The 19,653-nt window shown below is 39.6% G+C and carries 14 protein-coding genes; 9 read left to right on the top strand and 5 right to left on the bottom strand.

All coding sequences use genetic code 11. From position 1 onward, the window contains the following. On the top strand, window positions 1-1,041 hold a 1,041-nt coding region (locus Q360_RS23080; protein WP_211251592.1), incomplete at its 5' end, for a ThuA domain-containing protein. Here the strand turns inward: Q360_RS23080 and Q360_RS0112040 are convergent. Together Q360_RS0112040 and Q360_RS0112035 are read right to left on the bottom strand one after the other, a co-directional pair. Further along, window positions 1,038-1,886 carry an N-acetylmuramoyl-L-alanine amidase-like domain-containing protein gene (locus Q360_RS0112040; protein ID WP_027077334.1) on the bottom strand — a complete coding sequence of 283 codons (849 nt, stop codon included), beginning with the start codon at window positions 1,884-1,886 and terminating at the stop codon, window positions 1,038-1,040. The two genes, Q360_RS23080 and Q360_RS0112040, sit on opposite strands and share 4 nt — an antisense overlap. Window positions 1,887-1,917: 31 nt before the next feature. After that, window positions 1,918-2,982: a mechanosensitive ion channel family protein gene (locus tag Q360_RS0112035; protein ID WP_027077333.1), complete on the bottom strand. Its 1,065-nt coding sequence runs from the start codon at window positions 2,980-2,982 to the stop codon at window positions 1,918-1,920. A gap of 151 nt (window positions 2,983-3,133) precedes the next feature. Here Q360_RS0112035 and hemH point away from each other — a divergent pair, with 151 nt between their 5' ends. From hemH to Q360_RS0112010, 4 genes are all read left to right on the top strand, one after another. Further along, the gene (gene hemH / locus Q360_RS0112030; protein WP_027077332.1) at window positions 3,134-4,177 is read left to right on the top strand and encodes a ferrochelatase; all 1,044 of its coding nucleotides are present in this window, start codon (window positions 3,134-3,136) and stop codon (window positions 4,175-4,177) included. 41 nt (window positions 4,178-4,218) lie between these two features. After that, on the top strand, window positions 4,219-5,010 hold the full coding sequence (locus Q360_RS0112025; RefSeq protein WP_027077331.1) for a DUF3050 domain-containing protein: 792 nt from the start codon (window positions 4,219-4,221) through the stop codon (window positions 5,008-5,010). 230 nt (window positions 5,011-5,240) lie between these two features. After that, window positions 5,241-6,620, top strand: a complete 1,380-nt coding sequence (locus Q360_RS0112020) for an MATE family efflux transporter (RefSeq protein WP_027077330.1) — start codon at window positions 5,241-5,243, stop codon at window positions 6,618-6,620. A gap of 325 nt (window positions 6,621-6,945) precedes the next feature. Continuing rightward, window positions 6,946-10,083, top strand: coding sequence for a WD40/YVTN/BNR-like repeat-containing protein (locus tag Q360_RS0112010; RefSeq protein WP_027077328.1), 3,138 nt, complete (start codon window positions 6,946-6,948; stop codon window positions 10,081-10,083). A gap of 132 nt (window positions 10,084-10,215) precedes the next feature. Here the strand turns inward: Q360_RS0112010 and Q360_RS0112005 are convergent, their stop codons facing one another. The 3 genes from Q360_RS0112005 to Q360_RS0111995 are packed head-to-tail and all read right to left on the bottom strand — an operon-like array spanning window position 10,216 to window position 12,782. After that, entirely contained in the window at window positions 10,216-10,662 is a 447-nt protein-coding gene (locus Q360_RS0112005) for a hypothetical protein (protein ID WP_036195783.1), read from the bottom strand. 6 nt (window positions 10,663-10,668) lie between these two features. Beyond that, on the bottom strand, window positions 10,669-11,427 hold the full coding sequence (locus tag Q360_RS0112000; RefSeq protein WP_027077326.1) for a glucose 1-dehydrogenase: 759 nt from the start codon (window positions 11,425-11,427) through the stop codon (window positions 10,669-10,671). Between the two features lie 17 nt (window positions 11,428-11,444). Next, a complete protein-coding gene (locus Q360_RS0111995) occupies window positions 11,445-12,782 on the bottom strand; it encodes a sugar porter family MFS transporter (protein WP_027077325.1) in 1,338 nt (445 codons plus the stop codon). 420 nt (window positions 12,783-13,202) lie between these two features. Between Q360_RS0111995 and Q360_RS0111990 the strand changes: the two genes are divergently transcribed. The 4 genes from Q360_RS0111990 to Q360_RS0111975 all read left to right on the top strand — a co-directional run bounded on the left by Q360_RS0111990 (window position 13,203) and on the right by Q360_RS0111975 (window position 19,652). Further along, complete coding sequence (locus Q360_RS0111990; protein WP_027077324.1) at window positions 13,203-16,331, top strand: VPS10 domain-containing protein; 3,129 nt, start codon at window positions 13,203-13,205, stop codon at window positions 16,329-16,331. A gap of 179 nt (window positions 16,332-16,510) precedes the next feature. Further along, window positions 16,511-17,062, top strand: a complete 552-nt coding sequence (locus Q360_RS0111985; protein ID WP_027077323.1) for a CopD family protein — start codon at window positions 16,511-16,513, stop codon at window positions 17,060-17,062. Between the two features lie 87 nt (window positions 17,063-17,149). Continuing rightward, a complete protein-coding gene (locus Q360_RS23070) occupies window positions 17,150-18,466 on the top strand; it encodes a serine hydrolase domain-containing protein (RefSeq protein WP_084273425.1) in 1,317 nt (438 codons plus the stop codon). A 55-nt stretch (window positions 18,467-18,521) separates the two neighbouring features. Next, window positions 18,522-19,652: a CNNM domain-containing protein gene (locus Q360_RS0111975; RefSeq protein ID WP_027077322.1), complete on the top strand. Its 1,131-nt coding sequence runs from the start codon at window positions 18,522-18,524 to the stop codon at window positions 19,650-19,652. Window position 19,653: the final 1 nt, after the last annotated feature.

Below are 19,653 nucleotides of genomic sequence, written 5' to 3'. Positions count from 1 at the left end.
AATGAGTCTTCTCAGAGTTCAGCAGTATCCGTGACTACACTTTCACCTGCGGACACAGAAGCTCCATCGGCACCTTTAGGACTTTCCAGTTCTAATGTTACGGTAACAGGTGTTGAATTGAATTGGAGCGCATCGACTGACAATGTTGGTGTAACGGGTTATAAGGTTTATCAAGATGGCAGTGAGATAACTCAGGTAACTGGGACAGTATATTCAGTAACGGGTCTTGGTGGTTCGACTACGTATTCGTTTACAGTTTTGGCAATTGACGAAGCTGAGAATGAGTCTTCTCAGAGTTCAGCAGTATCCGTGACTACAAGTACCCCAAGTGCAAGGCCAAAAGTTTTAGTTTTTACCAAGACTTCGGGTTTTAACCATGGTACGGAAAGCGAAAGTGTAGCTATGGTAGAACAAATAGCCGCGATTCAAAGCTTTGATGTTATTTCAGATAATGATGGAAGCGAATTCAACACACTTTCGAATTTAAATCAGTATGACATCATATTTTTTTCAAACACTTCCGGAGATTTTTTAAATGGAACCCAAAGGGCTAATGTGGAGAGTTATGCCGCACAGGGAGGCAATTTTATTTCTAACCATGCGGCGAGTGATGCTTACGGTCATAGTTTGGCCAGTACGGTTTCTGGTAATGGCAAAGGTATATGGGATTGGTATGCGGAGAACGTTACGGGTTGTAGTGTTAGAAACGGTCCTAACCATACATCCAATAATTTTGGGGCTACCGTTACCATACAGAATGCAAATAGTCAATTAACTAGCGGAATTTCTTTTCCTTGGAACGATAATGAAGAATGGTATTATTGGGAGGGTGGTTATTTGAACAGTATTTTTTCTGAGCTTTTAAGAGTTTCGGATACAGGTCCTAATTCTTATGACGATACTAGAATGACGGCACAGTTATGGGAGCGGCCAGATGGAGGAACTAGTTTTTATACCAGCATGGGGCACTCGGAAAATAAATATACAGACTTGAATTTTGTACAATTTATAGATAACGTTTTCAATTTCATTATAGATTAGTCGACTATAGGCCGCGCAACCAAAATACCGATATTCTTCTTAACGCCATTTAAATAGTCGGCTAAGGGCTTTTTGGTTACTTCAACTTCCATTGCCCCGGTGGAAGCATGCAATAAATGTATGCGGCCATCTTTTTCTCGTGTAGCAATACCCGTATGGGTTACATCCAGTCCATTTATGGAGGTTGCCAAGGCGACGATATCTCCGTTTTGTATCAAATGTTCATTGGCTCTAATCTTGTCTTGTGGTAAATAGCAAAAGGTTTCTTGAGCAAGTTCCTTTTCCGTAGCGAGTATTTTTTTAAAGTTTGCATCATCTTGCAAAAACGGATAAAGGTCTCTGTGCGTACCCATAAAATTAATATCTTTTTCTATTCCAACACCGCCTATTTCTGCTGTAATATTTTTTAATAGCCCTTTCTTTTGATTGCTTTGTATCCAATCGGTAAAATAGTGTAATCGTGAACCGTAGCCGTCTAGTATTCCATGTTTATATCGTATGGACTCTAGGTTTTCTGTAAAATCTGTAAAACGAACTTGTTCGCTTTTTAGCATCAGGCCAAAAGCAAGAGCATTCTCTATGAAAGTAGTACAGTCCAGACCTTGAAGATTTACCACAAGTGATTCTACTTCACCAATCTCTAAGGTTTTGGCAACATAGGGAGTCCCCATAAATGTCTTACCAACAGCTACTACAGTTTTTCCAAAATCACTTTCTAAGAGACCATCGATTTCAATAATTTTATCTTCAACGGCCTGTCTATCTTTTGGGGAGCAGATAATCTGTTGTGTAAATCCCAAAAAAATAGAGAGAAGTAGAAAGGTACATACAAGCAAGTGTTTCATAAAAATAAATTTTAACTTAAAGAGATATCTTTTATTTTTTATCCGCGGCCGTCTCGGTTAACATCACCCTATTGTGCGCAATACTATCAGGATAATTCTTTTGTAGAAAGGTAATCAGCTTTTCCCTTACGAGTACCCGTAAATCCCATGCGTCCGAGGCATCTTTCGCGCTTAATAGTGCTCTTACTTCAACAAAACCTGCTTTGCTATCCGTTATTTGAATATTATTAGCCTCACCATCCCAAAGGTCCGTGCTTTTTAAAATAGTGGTTAATTCTGTTCGGAGTTCATCGAAGGGTACCCTATAATCCATATGCAAAAATACTGTTCCTAAAATGTCAGAGGAGCTCTTGGTCCAATTTTGAAAGGGCTTTTCGATAAAATAAGGCGTAGGAAGAATTAATCTGCGTTTGTCCCAAATTTTAACAACAACATAGGTCAAGGTAATTTCTTCAATGCGCCCCCATTCTCCTTCCACGATGACTACATCATCCAACTTTATGGGTTGGGCGATAGCAATCTGTATTCCAGCCAAGACGGTGCTTATCAACTTTTGTGCTGAAAAACCGATGATGATTCCCGCAACTCCGGCAGAGGCAAAGACACTTATGCCTATTTCGCGAATTTCATCAAAGGTCATGAGTGCTAAACCGATGGCAAGGATGACCACCACAAAAATAACAATGCGTTCCAAAATATTAAACTGCGTGTAGATTTTACGGGCTCTTAGGTTTTTTGCTTTATTGACATCATAATTATTGATGACTATTCGTTTTACCACTTTAAGTATGACCACAATGAGCCAGGTCATGGAAAAAATAATGAATACCGTGCTGACCTTTTTAAATATGTATGCCTCACTTTCTAGACCTAAAACCAATCTTAACGACTCCATTCGTATGAAAATCGATACAAAAATCATAAAAATAGGGAAGGCCAATTTTCTCATAACTCCTTTTGGAACTAGGTACTTGGGGTCCTTACCTAATTTTCTCAATACCAGCAATACGCTCCAATAAAGGCCTAAAAACGCAATAAATGCTATAAAAAGCGTTAACAGCGATTTGTTTGAAAAATGATCAAAAAAGCTATCCATAAATTTCATTTAAAGTGGAATAATACTGAAAAGAAATTTATTTTAAGTAGAAATATTGAATCTTCTTATATCACAATCAATAAAAGTAAGGTGCACACCTATAGTTTAAATAGGTTGCAAAGCTTATTTTTGTACTAAAATAAGTTGCGCTATGAAAGGAATTTTATTGGTTAATCTAGGTTCACCAGACAGCCCCACTCCCAAAGATGTTAAGCCTTATCTGGATGAATTCTTAATGGATGAACGCGTTATTGATGCTCCTAAATGGCTAAGAGCTATTTTAGTAAAAGGAATTATATTACAGACCCGACCAAAAAAATCAGCGAAGGCCTACGCCAAAATATGGTGGGAAGAGGGTTCGCCGTTGATTATACTTTCAGAGAAATTTACCAATAAGCTTAAAAAGCATACAGATATGCCGGTAGCACTAGGAATGCGTTACGGGAGCATGTCCATAAAAGAGGGTTTAAAAGAATTGGAAGATCAAGGTGTTGATGATGTACTTTTAGTTCCTTTGTATCCACATTACGCAATGTCATCCTACGAAACGGTAGTCGTAAAGACATTGGAGGAACAGCAAAAGGGCTTCCCTAAAATGAAGGTGACCACTTTGCCTGCTTTTTATAAGCATCCAGATTACATACAGGCGCTTTCCATGAGCATCCAAGATGGATTAAAGGATTTTGACTACGATCATATCCTGTTTTCTTATCATGGTATTCCGGAACGCCATATTAGAAAGAGCGACCCTACTAAATTTCATTGTAAAATTGATGGAAGTTGCTGTAAAACAAATTCTGTTGCGCACAACACCTGCTATAGACATCAAGTATATGACACCACGGAAATGGTAAAAGCGTATTTAGGCTTGCCGGAAGAACAGGTAAGCTCCTCTTTCCAGTCCAGATTAGCGGGCGACCCTTGGTTAAAACCTTATACCGATTACGAATTTGAGCGTTTGGCCAAAGAGGGTGTTAAGCGTTTGGCCGTTATTACGCCAGCATTTGTGAGTGATTGCTTGGAGACCTTGGAGGAGATTGCCATGGAGGGTAAAGAAGAATTTGAGGAAGCCGGGGGAGAGTATTACAAGCATATCCCTTGTTTAAACGATAATGATGCTTGGGTAAGCGTGATGGCGAAATGGGTAAATGATTGGGAGCAGACGGGGAAACTAAATCCGGTGACATGTGACTAATTAGTTTAGTAAAAGAAATAAAATCTATTTAAAAGTTTAATATGGAAATTACAGCAGTAGAAAAAGCCTTATTGCCTTTGAGGGAGCAATTAAGAAGTCATAAGTTATATAAGAATCTTGATACATTGGAAGATGTAACATACTTCATGGAAACCCATGTTTATGCGGTCTGGGATTTTATGTCTTTGTTAAAAGCCTTGCAGATTGGATTAACCTGTACCCAATTGCCTTGGAAACCGGTAAAAAATGCCAATACAGCGCGGTTTATTAATGAGATTGTTTTGGAGGAAGAAACAGATCGTAATGAGCTGGGTGTAAACAGAAGTCATTTTGAAATGTACTTGGATGCTATGGAAGAAGTAGGTGCCGACAGCAATAATATATTGCGTTTTTTGAATAAGGTGCAGGGTATGGATTGCATTCAGGATACCATAGATAATTCAGAATTGAGCTTTGCGGCCAAGGAGTTTTTGCGTTTTACATTTGAGGTGATAGAAAGCAATGAGCTTCACAAAATAGCCGCTGCCTTTACCTTTGGTAGGGAAGAATTGATTCCAGATATGTTCTTGAAAATTATAGATAATACATCCAAGGAGGGGCCAAATGCATATCCGAAACTATCCTATTATTTAAAACGACATATAGAGTTGGATGGCGACGACCACGGTCCTTTATCTATAAAGATGATTGTTGAACTTTGCGATGGGGATGCTGTAAAATGGAACGAAGTGCTTGAAATATCAAAGAAATCGCTGGAATGTCGTATCAATTTATGGGATGAAATTTCTGAAGGTATCGTTGATCAAAAGAGATTCGCTGAACCTATATTGTAAAACTAATTTTTAAGAACATACCAATTTCCACTCTTGAAAATGCTTTGCGGTGTTGGGTGTAAAACGATATTTATCGTACAACTGGAAATAGTTTTCCGTGCGAAATATTCGCTTTTAATCCTTTCTGTTTTGCTTCTTTGGCTTATGCATAATGTATCGGTTTTAGCGACGCATGCACGTATTGCTATTGCTTCTGGTCTTGTACCATAAAATAACATTCAGTTTAAAAAATGGGTAAAGTATCATCGGAACAATTAGGGTCGGAGCCGATAGGTAAACTATTAGTAAAACAAGCGGTGCCAGCAAGTATTGGGATTTTGGTGATGTCCTTGAATATTTTGGTCGATTCTATCTTTGTTGGAAATTGGATAGGATCCATCGCTATTGCAGCCATAAATGTAGTGTTGCCGGTCTCTTTTTTTATTGGAGCACTTGGTATGGCCATCGGAATAGGTGGTTCCAGTATTGTTTCAAGAGCTCTGGGAGCCAATGATTATTCAAAGGCGGTAGCAACGTTTGGGAATCAAGTAACCTTAACAGTTTTGGTTACGGTTGGAATGGTAGCGCTAGGCCTCTATTTTGTAGATGATCTAATACCTGCCTTTGGTGGGAAAGGTGCCATTTTTGAACCAGCCAAAATCTATTATACCATAGTCCTGTACGGGATTCCTTTTTTAGGTCTCTGTATGATGGGTAACACGGTCATACGTGCAGAGGGGAAACCAAAATTCGCGATGATAGCCATGATTATTCCTTCTGTGGGTAATTTGGTTATGGATTATATTTTTATATATGTATTTGATTGGGGTATGGCAGGTGCAGCATGGGCAACCACCATAGGATACGTATTATGTTTTGGATATGTGTTCTATTTTTTTCTTTCTAATAATTCCGAATTAAAACCAAACTGGAAAAATTTTCTTTTAAAGATGCCCATTGTAAGGGAAATCTCTTCTCTAGGAGTCGTGACCTTGGCAAGGCAGGCCACCACTAGTGTTGTGTACCTTTTGATGAATAATATACTTTTTAGTTTGGGTGGAGAGGCTATGGTTGCGGTCTATGCGATTATAGGCAGAATGCTGATGTTTGCGCTTTTTCCTGTTTTTGGAGTAACCCAAGGTTTTCTTCCTATCGCAGGTTTTAATTATGGAGCAAAAAAATATGAGCGTGTTCGTCAGGTTATCAATACGGCGATAGTGTATGCTAGTGTGCTCGCTACTGTTGTATTTATTGGTCTATTCATTTTTCCAGCGGAGATTGCAAACCTTTTTCTAAGCTCTAAAGAAGGAATGACTACGTTAGAGCTAGACACGAATGCTTTTGTGCTAGAAAACACACCTTCGGCCATGCGTTGGGTTTTTGCTGCAACGCCCATTATTGCTTTACAACTTATAGGTGCAGCCTATTTTCAAGCTATTGGAAAAGCGCTGCCTGCTTTATTGTTGACTTTGTCTAGACAAGGATTTTTCTTTATTCCCCTAATCCTTATTCTTCCAAACTATCTAGGGGAATTGGGGGTTTGGATTTCATTTCCCATTGCAGATGTACTTGCGACCTTGGTTACTGGTTATTTTTTAAGGAGTGAGGTAAGGAGTACTTTGAGTTCGTAAATTTTTATTAACTCAAAAATTTAGAAATTCACGTAAAACTTTAGGAACAAGTGACTTGCTGAAAAATGTTGTAGTTAATTTAATATAAAATCGACTTAACATGGCGCTACTATTCATTTTTTTACTTTTTATTTTGTTGGCTTTGTTGGCTTTGTTGGCTTTGTTGGCTTTGTTGGTGCTTAGTGTCAAGGAGTACATAAAAACTAGAAAAAATATAATAAATTCATGAAGGAGAAAGAAAATAGAGAAACGACATGGTATCCTTCTTTAGGAATCCCCTCTTTTTCATTACTTTTAAGCTTGACTAATTACAATACTTAAAAAAATGAAAACGTGCTACACTTGGGCAAGTATTTTTATGCTTGCTGTATTCTTGATTCCCAACTCATTACAAGCTCAAAGAAAAAAGAAATCTGATCAGATAACCGTTTCGTATCCTGAAGATTTGTACTCCAGCATGGAGTATCGATCTATCGGACCGCATCGTGGGGGGCGATCGGCTGCTGTAACTGGCGTGCCTGGTGAACCCAATCTCTTTTATTTTGGTGCTGCAGGGGGTGGTGTTTGGAAAACATTAGATGGTGGACGTACTTGGGCTAATATTTCCGACGGTTATTTTGGGGGTAGTATTGGTGCTGTTGAGGTCGCTAAAAGTGACCCGAATGTGATTTATGTAGGTGGTGGTGAAAAAACCCTTCGTGGTAATGTCTCTTCAGGTTATGGTATTTGGAAAACAGAAAACGGAGGTAAAACTTGGACATCCGCAGGGTTAAAAAATAGTCGCCATGTACCGCGAATTCGTATTCACCCTACTAATGCAGATATCGTATATGCTGCTGTACTCGGGAATATTTACAAGCCTACACAAGACCGTGGTATCTATAAAAGTACCGACGGTGGAAAAACATGGAGTAAGAAATTATTTATCAACGACCAATCTGGTTTTGTAGACCTTACGTTAGACCCGAACAATCCACGTATTTTATACGCTTCTTCATGGCGTGCGCAACGTACGCCGTATAGTTTAAGTAGCGGTGGCGACGGTTCTGGTTTATGGAAGAGTACCGATAGTGGTGAAACGTGGGCAGAGATTTCAAAGAATGAAGGCTTCCCAAAAGATACCTTGGGTATTATTGGAGTAACGGTTTCCCCAAAAAACTCTGAGCGTGTTTGGGCCTTAGTCGAAAACAAAGAAAAAGGAGGATTGTATCGCTCTGATAATGGTGGAAAAGAGTGGACACAGATAAATAGCGAACGGAAGCTACGCCAACGTGCTTGGTACTACACCCGTTTGTATGCTGATACGGAAGATGAGAATACGGTGTATGTGATGAATGTGCGTTACCATCGTTCTACGGATGGGGGAAAGACGTTTAATACTTTTAACGCTCCCCATGGCGACCACCACGATTTGTGGATTGCGCCTGAAGATTCCAAGCGTATGATTATTGGTGATGATGGTGGCGCCCAGATTTCCTATGATGCTGGTGAAACATGGAGTACCTACCACAACCAACCCACGGCACAATATTATCGCGTGACTACTGATAATTCGCATCCGTATCGTATTTATGTAGCGCAGCAAGATAATTCGACGTTGCGCGTGAATCACCGTAGCGACGGAAGCAGTATAAGCGAAGACGATTGGGAACAAACTGCAGGGGGCGAGTCCGCCCATATTGCGGTTGACCCTTTAAATAATGATATTGTCTATGGAGGTTCTTATGGTGGTTTCCTTACCCGTGTAAATCACAAAACAGGAACTGTTAGAGGTATCAACGTTTGGCCTGATAACCCAATGGGATATGGTGCAGATGGAATGAAATATCGATTTCAGTGGAATTTTCCTATCATGTTTAGTAAGCACGACCCGAAGAAATTATATACCTTTTCACAGCATGTTCATATGAGTACGAACGAAGGTCAAAGTTGGGATTTACTTTCGGATGATTTAACACGAAATGATCCTGCTAAATTGGTCTCTAGTGGTGGACCAATTACGCAAGACAATACAGGAGTAGAGTATTACTGTACTATTTTCGCGGCTAATGAGAGTCCCTTAAAAGAAGGATTGTTATGGGTAGGAAGTGATGACGGATTAATTCATGTCTCCAAAGATGGCGGTGCCAATTGGGAAAATGTAACCCCCGCCGGAATGCCAGAATGGAATATGATAAACAGCATAGAACCTTCCGCTTTTGACGAGGGGACATGCTATGTGGCAGCAACTAAATACAAGTTGGGTGATTTTGCTCCCTATCTTTATAAGACTACTGATTACGGGAAGACATGGAAGAAAATAACGAATGGTATAAATAGGGAGCATTTTACAAGGGTCGTTCGCGAAGACCCAAAAAGAAAAGGCTTACTCTATGCTGGCACCGAAACAGGAATGTATATTTCCTTTGATGATGGCGCGAATTGGAGTCCGTTTCAAATGAATCTTCCCATCGTTCCAATTACCGATTTGGCTATCAAAGACAACAATTTAATTGTAGCCACTCAAGGAAGAAGCTTATGGATTTTAGATGACCTTACCGTCCTTCATCAATTGGATGCAGGAAAGAAGCGTATGGCATCCATTATATACCAACCAAAGGATAGTTATCGCACCAAAGGTCGTGCAAGCAGTGAACCTTCCAAAACAGAAGGTATGAATCATCCAAACGGCGTAATCTCTAATTTCTATTTGAAGAACCTTGCAGAGAAAGATAGTATTGCAATCACCTATACAACCATAGCTGGAGATACTTTGGCATCCTTCAATAATACATCAAAAGAGAAAGACAAGAAGCTAAAAGTCGAAAAAGGAGGAAACACTCATGTGTGGAATACACGTGGTAAAAAAGCCGAAACCTTAGAGGGTATGATTTTCTGGGCAGCGGGCTTCAACGGACCAAAAGCAGTACCTGGGAAGTATAAAGTACATCTGAATGTGAACGGGACTAGCCAATCGCAAGAATTCACCATCATACCTGATCCACGGGCTGAGGTATCCATATCCGATATGCAAAAGCAGCACGATTTTATTTCAAGTATCAATACGACTATTAATAAGGCACATGGATCAATAAAGAAAATAAGAGGCGTTAATAGCCAATTGGATGCTTTTGCTAAACAATACAAAAGCAGCGAGCAAACGGCAGCCTTGGTAGAAAAGGCAAAAGCAATGAAAGAGGAATTTGGAAAAATCGAAAAGGCCTTGTATCAAACGCAGAACAGAAGTGGTCAAGATCCTTTGAATTTCCCCATTCGTTTGACGAATAAATTGGCACATTTGAACCGCTTGGTGGGGATAGATGACTTTCCGCCAACAGATCAAGACATAGCTGTTCAAAAAGAACTCACAGGTAAGATTGAAACACAATTAAAAGCCTTTGATTCGATGCTCGACAAAGAGTTGCAAGATTTCAACGCCGCATTTAATAACTTAAAGTTGAATTATTTGTTTGTAGAGGAGTAATGGTTATAGCGTTTTTATTCTTTTAACTGTAATATCCCTCCTGGAAAGGAGGGATTTAGGAAGGTGTTTTGCGAGCTGGCGAATTTAGGGCGTGTTGTGTTGTTCGTTTCAGTTTGAAACTGCTTTGATAAGTTACCCTTTTGAGAATTCTAAGCTTTCTTCGTCTATTTCCAAATGTACGATTTGGCCTGTATGCATATTTTTTAAGGGAGGTGCTATGATTTCCAACATCGTTGATAGTTGCTCATGGTCAACTTTGGTTTCTGGTCCAGGCATATATACGAGCGCTTGATGGCGATTCCCTTCGAAAATTAAGGTGACATTAAAAAAGTAAAAGTTTTCGGGCGGAATATGTTTTGACCAATCAATAGCTTCAAAAAAATAGCTTGGTTTTTTAATCTCATAGCGAAATGGCGAAATATCTATATTAAGCGTTCCCAAAAAGTAATTTCCAAGATCGAGTCCCCTTTCTTTAAAAAAAGGATATTGTAATCTTAGGGTTCCATCCGGATACCTTGTGTCATGACCTTTTCCAGATGCCACTCCATAACCCGGTATAATCTTCCCTCTTACTTTCATCAAAATCTATAAGTTTGCACCACCGTCGACAGCCACAGCCGATCCTGTTATAAAAGAAGCCTCGTCAGATGCCAACCAACAAATTGTGCTTACCACCTCATCTACGGTACCAAACCTTCCTATCGGATGAAAATCAATGCCATGTTTTCTTTTTTCGTCGGTATCAAAAGCACGTTCCGCCATCGGTGTCTCTATAACAGCAGGGCAAACCGCATTGACCCTAAGATTATCTTTAGCGTATTCTAATGCAGTTGCCTTAGTCATGCCAACTACACCGAACTTTGAGGCATGGTAGCCGATACCCGCGCCTCCACCTTGAAGACCTGCCAAGGAGGAAATGTTTATAATAACCCCACCACCTTCTTTCAATAACTCAGGAATCTCATATTTCATAGATAACCAGACCCCTTTCAAATTAATATCAATTATTTGATCCCAAACCTGTTCGTCATAATCTGCGGTTTTAACATTGGGAGTGCCTTCTACGCCTGCATTGTTTACCGCAATATCAAGCTTGCCATATGCTGCAATAGTACGCTTTACCATATGGGCTATATCTTCTGTTTTGGTAATGTCAGTCTTTACAAAAATTGCCGAACCCCCATTTTTATGAATTTCATCCAGAAGCTCTTGGTTGGCATCCTGGGAACGTGAGGCCAATACGACCTTCGCACCTTGGGCAGCAAAAGTAAGGGCGGCACCACGACCAATGCCTGAACTACTCCCAGTTATTAAAACCACTTTGTCACTAAACCTATGTTTCATTATCGTTGCTTTTATAGTTATTTTTTTGGGTCAATCAACATTTCTTCAATTTCTTCTAAGGTCTTGTTTTTAGTCTCTGGCATCATTTTCCAAACAAATAGTAACTGGAAAATCATGATAAAAGCAAATATTGCGAAGGTGGTTCCAGCACCTAGGGTACTGGCTATATATGGGAATGTGCCCGCAATGATGGCAGCAAAAACCCAATGCGTTCCTGAACCCAAAGAATTGCCGTACGAACGAACGCTATTAGGAAAAATCTCGGAAATAAACACCCAAATAACCGCTCCTTGGCCTACTGCATGTGAAGCTATAAACATAAAAATTAATGCTGGAATCAGAAAGGTTCCTTGACCAATTCCCGTATAAAATGCTGCTGATATGAGGCCCAAGGTTATGATATAACCAAAGGAACAAATGTACATTAGAAATTTTCGCCCCATCTTATCTATCAAGAACATTCCCAAGAGCGTCGCTACTAAATTTACCACACCAACACCAACAGAAGATAAGAGTGCAGAACTTTCGGCCATACCGGTGTCCGCAAAAATCCGAGGTGAATAATAGATAATTGCATTTATACCCGAAAGCTGGTTAAAAAAAGCAATTAAAAAAGCCAGCATAATGGGAAGATTGAACTTGCCTGAAAAAAACTCTTTAAAGCCCACTTTCTTAGTCCCGTCCTTATGGTCTTGAATCGCTTTTAATTGTTGATCCGATGTACTCGAATCTATAATATCTAAGACATGTTTCGCCTCTTCTATTAATCCCCTTTTTACAATTAGCCACCTAGGGCTTCTCGGTACAAATAATATCATGATAATAAATGCCAAGGCTGGGAAAGCTTCTATACCGAGCATCCACCTCCAATTGCCGTCACCTGCTCCACCAATAAAATAATTGGACAGGTAAGCTATCAAGATACCGACAACGATATTGAATTGAAAAAGAGCGGTTAATTGCCCTCTTTTATGGGCTGGCGCTATTTCCGAAATATACATTGGCGCCACAACTGAAGATGCTCCTACACCAAGACCGCCAATAAAACGAAAAAACATTAATGAATATACTTCGGGTGCAAGGGCAGAGCCTACCGCTGAAATAAAATATAGGATAGAAATCCATATTAGAGTTTTCTTCCGGCCTAAAATATCTGCTGGAAAACCTCCGAATAAAGCGCCAATTACAGTACCATAAAGCGCCATTGCCACTGTTTGGCCAATCATGGCATCACTTAGACCCCATAATTTTTGAATGGTTTGTTCTGCTCCAGAAATTACGGCGGTATCAAAGCCAAAAAGGAAGCCTCCGAACGCAACGGTAGTGGACCAAAGGAGTAATTTTTTTGAATTCATAAAGCATGGTATAAGGGTTGGTTGGTTGTGGTAGAAAACGTTATGTGATGGAAATCATTATTCCCTCGAAATCTAGTTGAAATATTTAACACTTCCAAATCAATTATCTAAATGCAAATCAGTGACAGGAGGAGCATCAACTAATTTCACATCATAATTAATTTAAGAATTCTTATACCTAGCCTTTTTTTATGAAACTGTTTCTTTGAGGCTATAGCAGCATTAGTTGTTTGGGCTGCAAAAGGCTATAATAGGTTTATTGGTGCTGAATTCAAGGAAAGTCTTCTTCCCTTTTTGGTTTAATAAGACTTAAATACTTTGTATATTACAATACTAAATTACGGACAATCACGCGGTGCTATTATAAGCGAAGATTCAGCACCAAAAAGTATCGAATAAAAACCATACACAAAACCTCAAATGAAAAACAATCTACGACTGTTAATTCTAACCTTCCTAACAACAACATTAACCTTTGCCCAAACAGCAGAAGATTATTTTAAACCTTTAAAATTCCGAAATATTGGTCCATTCAGAGGTGGCCGTTCTGTCACTGCTTCAGGCGTAATCGGCGACCCAATGACCTACTATATGGGAACAACTGGGGGTGGCCTTTGGAAAACAGAAGACGCTGGCCAGCGCTGGAACAACATTTCCGATGGCTTTTTTGAGATGGGTTCTGTAGGTGCGGTGGCCGTTTCTACTTACAATACTAATATTGTTTATGTGGGTATGGGCGAGCATGCACCGCGCGGGGTGATGACTTCTTACGGAGACGGAGTTTATAAATCTACCGATGCTGGGGCAACGTGGAAGCATATGGGTCTAAAAGCAACGCAACATATTTCACGGGTTATCATTCATCCAACGAATCCTGATATTGTGTATGTGGCGGCGCAGGGGCAATTGTATGGTCCGAATAAAGAGCGTGGTGTTTATAAATCTACCGATGGCGGTGAAACTTGGAAGAATACACTATTTGTAAATGGATTAACAGGTGCTGTAGAACTGTCTATGGATGCAAATTATCCTGAGATTATGTATGCTGCCATGTGGGAACACCAACGTAAACCGAATATGGTGGTCAGTGGAGGCGAAGGGAGCGGACTTTATAAATCTACTGATGCGGGCGAAACTTGGACCGAACTAACCGAAGGTCTTCCTGAGGAAAAGGGGAAAATGGCAATTTCTGTGAGCCCCGCAAATTCAAATAAGGTATATGCTTTAATTGAAAGTGATTCAAACGCAGATAAAGGAGGATTGTTTGTTTCTAACGATGCTGGAAAAACGTGGACTATGGCCAGTGGCGATAATCGATTAACACAACGTGCATGGTATTATATTGAAGTATTTACCGACCCACAAGATGAGAATATTGTATATGTATTGAGTGCCCCAGCCTTACGCTCTTTAGATGGTGGAAAAAATTGGGAGCGTATGACAGGATCACATGGAGACCATCACGATTTATGGATAAATCCTAAGAACTCTTTAAACATGGTCTTGGCCAATGATGGTGGAGCAGCGGTTACCTTTGATTTTGGAAAAACATGGTCTTCACAAGTGAATATGCCTACAGGACAGTTTTACCGGATTAATACGGACAACCTTTTTCCGTATAAAATCTATTCAGGGCAACAGGATTATTCCTCTGCAATGATTGCTAATATGGCTGTGGGAAGAGGTGGTATTACAATGTCCGATTTTAGTCCCTCTGCAGGTGGAGAAAGTGCCTTTTTGGCCTTTGATCCTGATAACCCTAGGTATGTGATGGGGGGAAGTTATTTAGGTACCATTGATGTGTTGGATATGGAATCGAAAGCATCAACCCAAGTAATGGCTTCACCAATTCAATATTTAGGACGGGAAGCACGAAATATGAAATATTTGTATAATTGGAATGCCCCAACCTTAAAATCACAACACGAACCCAACACCTATTATCATGGCGCACAACTTTTATTGCGTACACGTGATCTGGGCGTTACTTGGGAAGAAATGTCTCCAGATTTAACACGTGATATCGATGCAAAACAAGGCAACGGTGGTGGTCCATATACGAATGAAGCAGTAGGCGCAGAGAACTATGGCACGTTAGCCTATGTGATAGAATCGCCACATGAGGCTGGTATCTTTTACACGGGTAGTGATGACGGGTATGTTCATATTACTAAGGATAATGGTGAGAGCTGGCAAAACATCACACCGAAGAACCTAGGGGAGTCTTTGGTGAATGCTATTGAGGTTTCTCCGCATGATACCGCAACAGTCTATATAGCCACTACGAAATATAAATTTAATGACCATACGCCGGCATTCTATAAGAGTACGGACTATGGAAAAACATGGACGAGTATTAATACAGGAATCCCAAACGGCGCTTTTACTAGAGTGGTGCGTGAAGACCCAACTCGGAAAGATTTGCTTTATGCAGGTACCGAAAAAGGATTGTATCTCTCTTGGAATGGTGGAAAAAGTTGGAAGCCCTTTCAATTGAACTTACCCAAAACGCCTATAACGGATATTAAAATCCACCAAGGAGATTTGATAGTTGCCACCTCGGGAAGAGCAATTTGGATATTGGATGATTTAACAATGTTATCGCAATACGAGACGACTCAAAAAGGCATGAAACTGTATCAGCCGAATGATGCTATGAACGGCTCTTGGGGCAGTCCAATGAGTGGCAATACAGATACGTTTGATGGAACTAATACACTTGTCGGTGTAAACCCAGCAAACGGAATGGTCCTGTATTATGAGCTTCCTAAATTGAAAGATTCAACGGTAATCTCCATGGATATTTTAGATGCTTCGGGGAAAATTGTTCGTAGTTTTTCTTCGAAAAAAGACAAGAATTATAAAGCCCATAATGGCGGAGGTCCATCGCCAGCTCCGCTGTTACTTAAAAAAGAAGGGTTGAATAGATTTGTATGGGATATGGAAACTGCAATTTTACCCGGTATTGACGGCACCTATATTGAATCACGTTTTAGTGGGCATGTAGTGCCGCCAGGCAGTTATACTATAAAGCTAAAAGCAGCGGATAAAATAGTAACGACCGAGGGTAGTATTGTTGCTATACCGACCTATAGCACAACTCCTGAGCAGTACGCAGAATACCATACCATAATGTCTGATATGGAAGCGCGTTTGACTACAATGCACAACACGGTAAACGCTCTATATAAAGTACAAGAGCAACTTAAAGTAGTTTTAAAAGATGTAACGGATGCGTCTATAAAGGGCGAAGGTGAAAAATTATTAAATGAATTAGATACTTGGGATAAAGACATGATTCAACGAAAGTCAAAAGCCTATGATGATGTAGAGAATTTTCCTAATAAATTCACAGCCGAATATCTGTTTTTAATTGATGCTACAAATAGTACGATTCCACGAGTAAACCAAGCTTCAAAGGATAGAAAGATAGAGCTCGATGCCCAATGGAATAGTTTCAAAAGTAAGGCCGATGCCTTTATGAAAACGTCCATACCTGATTTCAATACCAAGTTATGGAATGCTGGTGTTGGTGCTATTCGGTTTTAAAAGCGAGTAGTGTTTAATTGTTAGAGGGCAGAAAGAATGTAATGCGCACAGCGTAAAGGTGTTTTCAAACGAAACGTAATAGTCTCTTTTTTGCCGACTTATATTTTGGTTCGTCAAAAAGACACTAACTTTGATTGTTGAACTTTCCTGCGGCAAGCAGGCTTGACATTTGAACTTACATGACCGAATACTATAACTATATAAAAGCCTTGCACTTGATTTTTGTGATTACTTGGTTTGCGGGCCTTTTCTATATTCCTAGGTTGTTTATTTATCATATCGAGGCATGGCAAAAACCATCTCCGGATAAGGAAATACTATCCGAACAATTAAAGTTGATGACCAAACGGCTTTGGTATATTATTACATGGCCCTCTGCAGTCCTTGCGACTATTTTTGCAATTTGGCTCTTGGTTTTACAGCCAGGTTGGTTACAGCAGCCTTGGATGCATATAAAACTTGGCTTTGTGGCACTCTTAATTGCCTATCACCTAAGGAATCAGTGGATATTCAATAAATTCCAGAATGATGATATTAGGTTTACATCAAACTACATGCGTTTATGGAACGAGGGTGCTACTATCATTCTTTTTGCAATAGTTTTCTTAGTGATTTTGAAAAGTACGTTTAGCTGGGTTTTCGGTGTAATGGGTATTATCGGCCTGGGTATTTTACTGATGTTAGGTATTAAATTATACAAGCGAATTAGAAAAAAAAACCCGAACGCATAAGACGAATTACAACTTGAAAGGGGTATTGGAAATAAGAATTTAATACTTTTTAATAGTTGTCGAAGTCAATCCTAAATTCAATCTGGAATGAAGTTTTTTTTTACCATACTCATCGGTTTATTATGTATCCAAATGCAGTCACAGTATTTGGAGGTCAATTTATTAGCTTCAATTGAAGTCGATAGTTTTACGGTTAATAAGGAGGTGGATTCTATCATAACAAATGGTATAAAAAACCAATCGTTTCCTGGAGCACAGGTGTTGGTGGCGCAAAATGGCACTGTTGTTTTTCATCAAAGCTATGGGTTTCATACCTATGATAGTATTCAGCCCGTAGCTTTGGATGATATTTACGATTTGGCTTCGGTGACTAAAATTTTAGGCCCCTTACCTGCGCTTATGAAATTAGTTGATGAGGGAAAATTGGATTTAGATGTTCCGTTTAGTACTTACTGGAAACCTTGGAAGCGTATTAAGGACAAAAGAAATCTTACACTTCGTGAAATTTTAGCGCATCAATCTGGGCTAAAGCCTTATATTATTTTCTTGAATAAAGTCGTCAAAAAGAATGGTCAATTAAAAAAACGATTTGTCAAACCAAATATAAAGGCAGGTTTTGCCAAGGAGGCCTACCCAGGAATTTATGTAAAAAATAGATTCAATAAAAAGATGTATCGGATGATTAACAGGTCTAAGGTGTCTGAAGAAAAGAAGTACGTCTATTCTGGGCTTCCCTTTTTAATCTTTCCCGAGTTGATTGCACAATTGACTCGACAATCGTACGAAAGCTACCTTAAAAGTACGTTCTACAATCCAATAGGCGCGAAAACTTTAGGGTTCTTACCTATGTCTAAGAACTTTTTCAACAATATAGTACCAACGGAACTCGATACACTGTATAGGAATACGCTGACGAAAGGTTGGGTACATGATGAAAATGCCTCACTATTAGGTGGAATATCCGGTAATGCAGGACTCTTTGGTTCTGCCCAAGATTTATTCAAGATGATGCAATTGTTTATGGAGTATGGAACATTTAAAGGCAAGGAATACGTTTCTCAAGAAGTAGTGGCAGAATTCGCAAAAGTACAATATCCTGAAAACGACAATAGAAGAGGGCTTGGTTTTGATAAGCCTTTGTTGAATAACAGCGAACTTCTACTAGAAGATGCCTACCCTGCCCCGGAAGTAAGTCCTGCTAGCTTTGGCCATAGTGGATTTACAGGCACTTTTGTTTGGGCTGACCCTGAAAATCAATTGGTATATATTTTTCTATCGAACAGGGTCTATCCTACACGAGAGAATAGAAATTTATACACTCTGAATATTCGTTCTGCGGTACAGCAATTGTTTTATAAAGCATTAAAGTTGGGTCACAAATTGGACGTTAAACAGCAAAACTAAAATCCGTCTAGCATACCGTTTTTTAAGTGGTATCTTAGTTGCTCAAATTATACTAATGGGATTACTGGTTTTTTACGCTGTTATTTCAATTTTTTTCTCTTTTATATGTTCTATTCTAGAAGCCGTACTGCTTAGTATTACACCAACCTTTATCAATGTAAAGAAGCGGGAAGGAAAAGCGTATGCCGAAACCTTGGAGGTGCTTAAAAAAGATGTGGACCAGCCGCTTATTGCGATTCTCACTCTAAATACTATTGCACATACTGTGGGGGCCATATTGGTAGGAGTGCAGGCAAAAGTTGCTTATGTGGAGTATTATGGTCCTGCTAAAAGCACCTTATTTGGAATCCAGTTTTCAGAGGATCTTATGGTTGGAATCGTTTCTACGGTTATGACCATTTTAATTTTAGTGGCATCCGAAATTATTCCAAAAACAATAGGTGCTACGTACTGGCGACAACTGTCTAATTTTACTGCTAAGACCTTAAAATTTATGGTCCTCGCCCTAAAATACACGGGGTTTCTTTGGGTTTTGCAGCTTTTTACAAAATTGGTGGGAGGCAAAGGCCACCACGGAAGTGTGCTGAGTAGAGAGGATTTCACTATTATGACGGATATGGCCCATGAAGACGGGGTATTTGAAAAATCCGAATCTACCATTATTAAAAATTTGTTACGTTTTGATGAAGTACTGGTCAAGGATGTGATGACGCCAAGGGCCGTTGTTAAAATTGCTTCGGATGCAATTTCGATCCAAACATTTTTTGAAGAAAACCCAAAGCTTCGCTTTTCTAGAATTCCTATTTTCGATGAAAAGGAAGATAATATCACTGGCTACGTTCTCAAGGACAATGTTTATGAGGAAATCATTAATAAAAATGGGGAGTTGCCTTTATCTCAAATACGGCGAGATATCTTGATTACCCGCAGAAATACTCCAATTCCAAAGCTTTTCGATACGTTAATAGCCAAACGAGAACATATTGCTTTGGTTGTAGATGAGTATGGGTCGGTTGCCGGATTGGTTACTATGGAAGATGTTATTGAAACCTTATTAGGACTTGAAATTATGGATGAAAGTGACAACGTTGCAGATCTTCAGGTTTTAGCACGGAAGAATTGGGAAAACCGTGCTCAGCAAGCGGGGGTTATAGACAAGACCTTAGATACACCGAAAAAAGAATAAA

The sequence above is a fragment of the Maribacter antarcticus DSM 21422 genome (assembly GCF_000621125.1).
In the GTDB taxonomy this organism is placed as follows: domain Bacteria; phylum Bacteroidota; class Bacteroidia; order Flavobacteriales; family Flavobacteriaceae; genus Maribacter; species Maribacter antarcticus.
This window is presented reverse-complemented; position numbering and strand designations above follow the sequence as displayed.

Excerpts from the sequence above, each read along its gene's own strand:
- Q360_RS0112025 (WP_027077331.1), top strand. The coding sequence starts at position 4,219 with ATGGAAATTACAGCAGTAGAAAAAGCCTTATTGCCTTTGAGGGAGCAA.
- Q360_RS0112000 (WP_027077326.1), bottom strand. The coding sequence starts at position 11,427 with ATGAAACATAGGTTTAGTGACAAAGTGGTTTTAATAACTGGGAGTAGT.
- Q360_RS0111990 (WP_027077324.1), top strand. The coding sequence starts at position 13,203 with ATGAAAAACAATCTACGACTGTTAATTCTAACCTTCCTAACAACAACA.
- Q360_RS0111985 (WP_027077323.1), top strand. The coding sequence starts at position 16,511 with ATGACCGAATACTATAACTATATAAAAGCCTTGCACTTGATTTTTGTG.
- Q360_RS23070 (WP_084273425.1), top strand. The coding sequence starts at position 17,150 with ATGAAGTTTTTTTTTACCATACTCATCGGTTTATTATGTATCCAAATG.
- Q360_RS0112005 (WP_036195783.1), bottom strand. The coding sequence starts at position 10,662 with ATGAAAGTAAGAGGGAAGATTATACCGGGTTATGGAGTGGCATCTGGA.
- Q360_RS0111975 (WP_027077322.1), top strand. The coding sequence starts at position 18,522 with ATGGGATTACTGGTTTTTTACGCTGTTATTTCAATTTTTTTCTCTTTT.
- Q360_RS0112040 (WP_027077334.1), bottom strand. The coding sequence starts at position 1,886 with ATGAAACACTTGCTTGTATGTACCTTTCTACTTCTCTCTATTTTTTTG.
- Q360_RS0112035 (WP_027077333.1), bottom strand. The coding sequence starts at position 2,982 with ATGGATAGCTTTTTTGATCATTTTTCAAACAAATCGCTGTTAACGCTT.
- hemH (WP_027077332.1), top strand. The coding sequence starts at position 3,134 with ATGAAAGGAATTTTATTGGTTAATCTAGGTTCACCAGACAGCCCCACT.
- Q360_RS0111995 (WP_027077325.1), bottom strand. The coding sequence starts at position 12,782 with ATGAATTCAAAAAAATTACTCCTTTGGTCCACTACCGTTGCGTTCGGA.
- Q360_RS0112020 (WP_027077330.1), top strand. The coding sequence starts at position 5,241 with ATGGGTAAAGTATCATCGGAACAATTAGGGTCGGAGCCGATAGGTAAA.
- Q360_RS0112010 (WP_027077328.1), top strand. The coding sequence starts at position 6,946 with ATGAAAACGTGCTACACTTGGGCAAGTATTTTTATGCTTGCTGTATTC.